Below are 4,084 nucleotides of genomic sequence, written 5' to 3'. Positions count from 1 at the left end.
GTCAACAAGGCCGCCGCGGCGAACGACGCCGCCTTCGCCTTCAAGACCGGCTTCTCCGCCCGTGCGCTGATCGGGTTGTTCGGCAACGACGACTTCAGCTTCAAGGTCAGCCCTGACGGGTCGGCTTTCTATGACGCGATCCGCATCGACCGCACCAGCGGCCAGGTGGAACTGCCGCAGCCCACGGTGCTCCCCGGCCTCAGCGCGGCGCCGACGCCACCTCCTGCAGGCAAGGCGTCAGTCTATGCCCGCAGCCGGGCCGGGGCGCCATGGATCGACGTGATGCGCCCCTCCGGCCGGGACTTCCCCCTGCAGCCCCACTTCGGGGTCAACCGCATCGCGACCTGGTCGCCTTCCGTCACGACGACGATCACCACCGAAGGCATGCCGATCACCTCGGTCGGCACCGTCTCGCACCCGACGCTGGCCGCCACGAACCTTGCTGCTTCCATGCGCCGCTGGCGTCTGACCTCGGCGGCCGTCGTGGACTCGGTGGCCGACCAGCGCTCCGCAGGCTGGGCTTGCTGGCGCGGTAACGCGGCGGGCCTCGGGGGATGGACCTTCGTGACGCGGATTTCGCTGACGACGCTGCAGGCGACCGGAATGGGGTTCTTTGGCCTCTACGGATCGACGGCCGCGCTGGCCACCACCCTCACGCTGGCAGCAGCCATCAACTGCATCGGCATTGGCTTCCAGCGTGGAACCCACACCCGCTGGCAGCTGGTAGCCAACGACGGCACCGGGGCGCCGACCCTGACCGACATGGGGGCGAGCTTTGCCATCGCCACGGGCGGCGTGCTGACACTGTTCATCGCAGCACCACCGAATGGCAGCTCGGTCTGGGTGCGGGTGGTGGACGAGGTTTCCGGCGCGGTGTTCGAGCAGGAGATCACCACCGATCTGCCTGCTGCGACGCAGTTCCTGTCGCCCCGGCTCTTCATGAACACCGGCGCCACAGCAGCTGCCGTCGCCTACGACTGCGCCGGGGTCTACCTTGAAACCGACTTCTGACCGACCGCAGCCCGCGGCAACGAAAGGACCAACATGAACGACCAGACCACTCTCGCCGGGGAGGTCGCGCGGGCCTTTCGGGACCACGGGATCACCGCCGCGCTGACCGCCCTGATCGGCGGCACCATGGCCCTGATCGCGGCGATCACCAGGAAGGCTTTCACCAACGAGGCCTTGCTGGACCGCCTCGACCGCGAACTGGTCGCCGACCGGGACCGCATCGACCGCCAGCGCAGCGAAGACCGCAAGGCGGACGGCGACCGCCTCGACCGGATCGAAACGGACATCCGTTCGATGCGCGACATGCTCTTCGACGCCTTCCAGCGCGGAAGATCCGGCTGACAGGCCAGCGACCACACCACCACGACCACATCCCCCGCCCCAGAGGCGGGTTTTTCATTTGGAGGATCCACCATGCCCACCCTCACCTATCCCCACTGGCGCGACGTGCCCGCCAACACCTGGCGCTGGCCGAATTTCTCGGCCGCCGAGATCGCCTGCCGCGGCACCGGCGCGATCAAGATCAACACCGAAGCGATGGACAAGCTGCAGGCCCTGCGCGACCGGCTGGGCAAGCCGCTGATCGTGCGCTCTGCCTATCGCAGCCCGGAACACAACCGCGCTGTCGGGGGCGCCCCGGCCTCGAAGCACATGCAGGGGACCGCTTTCGACATCGCGATGGCGAACCACGATCCTGCAGCCTTCGAGGCGGCGGCGCGGGCAGTCGGGTTCCTCGGCTTCGGCAGCTATCCCCGCTCCGGCTTCATGCACATCGACCTCGGTCCCGCCCGGTCCTGGGGCGATCCCTTCCCGCCGCGCGCGGTGCCCTTCGCTCCTGAACTGCCACCGGCGCGTGAAGTCCTGTCGGAAAGCCGCACCCTGCGCGGTGGCGGGGCGGCCGGTGCCGCCACCGTCGGCGCGGCCGGGGTGGAGGTGCTGCAGGAGGTGCTCACCGAGACCCAGTCGACGATCCAGCCGCTGGTGCCATACCTCGACACCTTGCGCTGGGTCCTGATCGCCATCGCGCTGATCGGCATTGCCGTCACCATCCACGCCCGGCTCGACGATTGGAAACGGGGCCAGCGGTGACCCCTTGGCTCCTCACCCATGGCCCGGCGCGGAAAGCGCTGGGCCTGATCCTCGCCGCCGCAGCGATCCTGCTGTTCCTCCTGAACCTGCGCCGTGCCGGTGAACGCGCTGGGCGCGCGGCCGAGCGCCTCGATGCCCGAGAGAGAAACGATGCCATCCACCGCCAGATGCTCGACGCCGCCGCCCGCCGCCCTCATGATCGCGATGCTCTTGCTGACCGGCTGCGCGATGGGCGGTTCTGACGCCCGCGCGCCCTGCCCGCCCGTCGTCGACTACACCGCTGCCGATCAGGCGCGGGCCGCCGATGAGGTCGAGGCGCTGCCGGAAGGGGCCGTCGTCGTACGGATGCTGAGCGACTACGCTGTGTTGCGCGACCAGGCACGCGCGTGCCGGTGAGGACCGCACGAAAGATCGCGCAGCATTGCCTTTCTCAGGGTTGTTCTCTCACAACGAAAATTATATCGATTATCGACGATAAACGAAGTCACTGGAATCACGCGTGTCTCAGAACGATCATCTCGCAGAGCTGGCCAAGGCACTGGCGCACCCCGCCCGCCTGCGCATCCTGCTGCTATTGCAGGCCACCCCCGGCTGCATCGGCGGTGACATCGTGGATGCTGTCGGTCTTGCGCAATCAACCGTCTCTGAACATCTCCGCATCCTAAAGGCGGCGGGGATCATCTCGGGCGAGATCGATGGGCCGCGCGTTTGCTATGCGCTGAACCCCGATGCACTGGCCCCGCTGGCGGAGTTCATCGCCAGCCTGACACCGCCCCCCGGCGATGCCTGCTGCGTTCCCATGTCAGAGGAAACCAAATGAGCCTGTTCGAACGCTGGCTAACCTTGTGGGTCGCCCTCTGCATCCTTGCGGGCCTTGTGCTGGGCAACCTCGCCCCGGGCCTGTTCGCGGTGCTGGCCGGGCTGGAATATGCCTCGGTCAACCTGGTCGTTGCCGTGCTGATCTGGGCGATGGTCTGTCCGATGATGATCGCCATCGACTTCGGTTCGCTCAAGGATGTCGGGCGGCGGCCGAAGGGGCTGGTCATCACGCTGGTGATCAACTGGCTGATCAAGCCCTTCACCATGGCAGCACTTGCGGTGGTGTTCTTCAACCACCTGTTCGCAGGGCTCATCGACCCGGCCAAGGCGCCCGAGTATATCGCCGGGCTGATCCTGCTCGGGGCAGCCCCCTGCACGGCGATGGTGTTCGTCTGGTCGCAGCTGACGAAGGGCGATCCGAATTACACGCTGGTGCAGGTCAGCGTGAACGATCTGGTCATGGTCGTGGCCTTTGCGCCCATCGTGGCGTTCCTGTTGGGTGTCACCGACATTACCGTGCCGTGGGAGACGCTGATCCTGTCGGTCGTCCTCTACATCGTCATCCCTCTGATTGCGGGGTGGCTGACCCGGCGCGCCCTGATCGCACGGGGGCAATCGGTCGAAGCCTTCACCGCCCGGATCAAGCCCGCCTCGGTTCTCGGGCTGCTCCTGACCGTGATCCTGCTGTTCGGCTTCCAGGGGCAGGTCATCATCGCCCAACCGCTGCTGATCGCCCTGATCGCGGTGCCAATCATCCTGCAATCCTACGGCATCTTCGCGCTTGGCTATGCCTGGGCCTTTGCGTGGAATCTGCCGCACAAGGTGGCGGCGCCCTGCGCGCTGATCGGCACGTCGAATTTCTTCGAACTGGCGGTGGCGGTCGCAATCGGGCTGTTCGGGCTGAATTCAGGCGCGGCGCTGGCCACGGTCGTCGGCGTTCTGGTCGAGGTGCCGGTGATGCTGTCGCTGGTCGCCTTCGCCAACCGCACAAGAAACAGGTTCCCGACATGAGCTTTCCCGTCGTCATCCACCACAACCCGGGCTGCGGCACTGACCTGCCCCCCGGTCGTCCCTCGTTCATAACGAGAGTCCTTGGGGTTGATAGTGATCGTTTTCGGGTTGGGCAAGCGCGCCGGGCGCGGAGCCATCAAGTAGCTCAAGCGCC

6 protein-coding genes and 1 pseudogene are annotated in these 4,084 nt (G+C 66.7%); all 7 read left to right on the top strand.

All coding sequences use genetic code 11. The features are described from left to right. Nucleotides 1-1,011: pseudogene (locus ACE3P6_RS12880) on the top strand (DUF2793 domain-containing protein); the annotation flags it as partial. Nucleotides 1,012-1,044: 33 nt separating this feature from the next. Further along, on the top strand, nucleotides 1,045-1,353 hold the full coding sequence (locus tag ACE3P6_RS12875; protein ID WP_374395627.1) for a hypothetical protein: 309 nt from the start codon (nucleotides 1,045-1,047) through the stop codon (nucleotides 1,351-1,353). A 72-nt stretch (nucleotides 1,354-1,425) separates the two neighbouring features. Next, the gene (locus ACE3P6_RS12870) at nucleotides 1,426-2,100 is read left to right on the top strand and encodes a YcbK family protein (RefSeq protein WP_374395624.1); all 675 of its coding nucleotides are present in this window, start codon (nucleotides 1,426-1,428) and stop codon (nucleotides 2,098-2,100) included. Continuing rightward, nucleotides 2,097-2,342 carry a hypothetical protein gene (locus ACE3P6_RS12865; protein ID WP_374395622.1) on the top strand — a complete coding sequence of 82 codons (246 nt, stop codon included), beginning with the start codon at nucleotides 2,097-2,099 and terminating at the stop codon, nucleotides 2,340-2,342. Before ACE3P6_RS12870 ends, ACE3P6_RS12865 begins: the two co-directional genes overlap by 4 nt. Continuing rightward, complete coding sequence (locus ACE3P6_RS12860) at nucleotides 2,296-2,496, top strand: hypothetical protein (RefSeq protein WP_374395620.1); 201 nt, start codon at nucleotides 2,296-2,298, stop codon at nucleotides 2,494-2,496. Before ACE3P6_RS12865 ends, ACE3P6_RS12860 begins: the two co-directional genes overlap by 47 nt. 103 nt (nucleotides 2,497-2,599) lie before the next feature. Beyond that, the gene (locus ACE3P6_RS12855) at nucleotides 2,600-2,920 is read left to right on the top strand and encodes a helix-turn-helix transcriptional regulator (RefSeq protein ID WP_113900872.1); all 321 of its coding nucleotides are present in this window, start codon (nucleotides 2,600-2,602) and stop codon (nucleotides 2,918-2,920) included. After that, on the top strand, nucleotides 2,917-3,930 hold the full coding sequence (gene arsB, locus ACE3P6_RS12850; protein WP_374395618.1) for an ACR3 family arsenite efflux transporter: 1,014 nt from the start codon (nucleotides 2,917-2,919) through the stop codon (nucleotides 3,928-3,930). Before ACE3P6_RS12855 ends, arsB begins: the two co-directional genes overlap by 4 nt. Nucleotides 3,931-4,084 lie beyond the last annotated feature (154 nt).

The organism is Tabrizicola sp., assembly GCF_041911175.1.
Lineage (GTDB): Bacteria > Pseudomonadota > Alphaproteobacteria > Rhodobacterales > Rhodobacteraceae > Tabrizicola.
This window is presented reverse-complemented; position numbering and strand designations above follow the sequence as displayed.

Excerpts from the sequence above, each read along its gene's own strand:
- ACE3P6_RS12875 (WP_374395627.1), top strand. The coding sequence starts at position 1,045 with ATGAACGACCAGACCACTCTCGCCGGGGAGGTCGCGCGGGCCTTTCGG.
- ACE3P6_RS12870 (WP_374395624.1), top strand. The coding sequence starts at position 1,426 with ATGCCCACCCTCACCTATCCCCACTGGCGCGACGTGCCCGCCAACACC.
- ACE3P6_RS12860 (WP_374395620.1), top strand. The coding sequence starts at position 2,296 with ATGATCGCGATGCTCTTGCTGACCGGCTGCGCGATGGGCGGTTCTGAC.
- arsB (WP_374395618.1), top strand. The coding sequence starts at position 2,917 with ATGAGCCTGTTCGAACGCTGGCTAACCTTGTGGGTCGCCCTCTGCATC.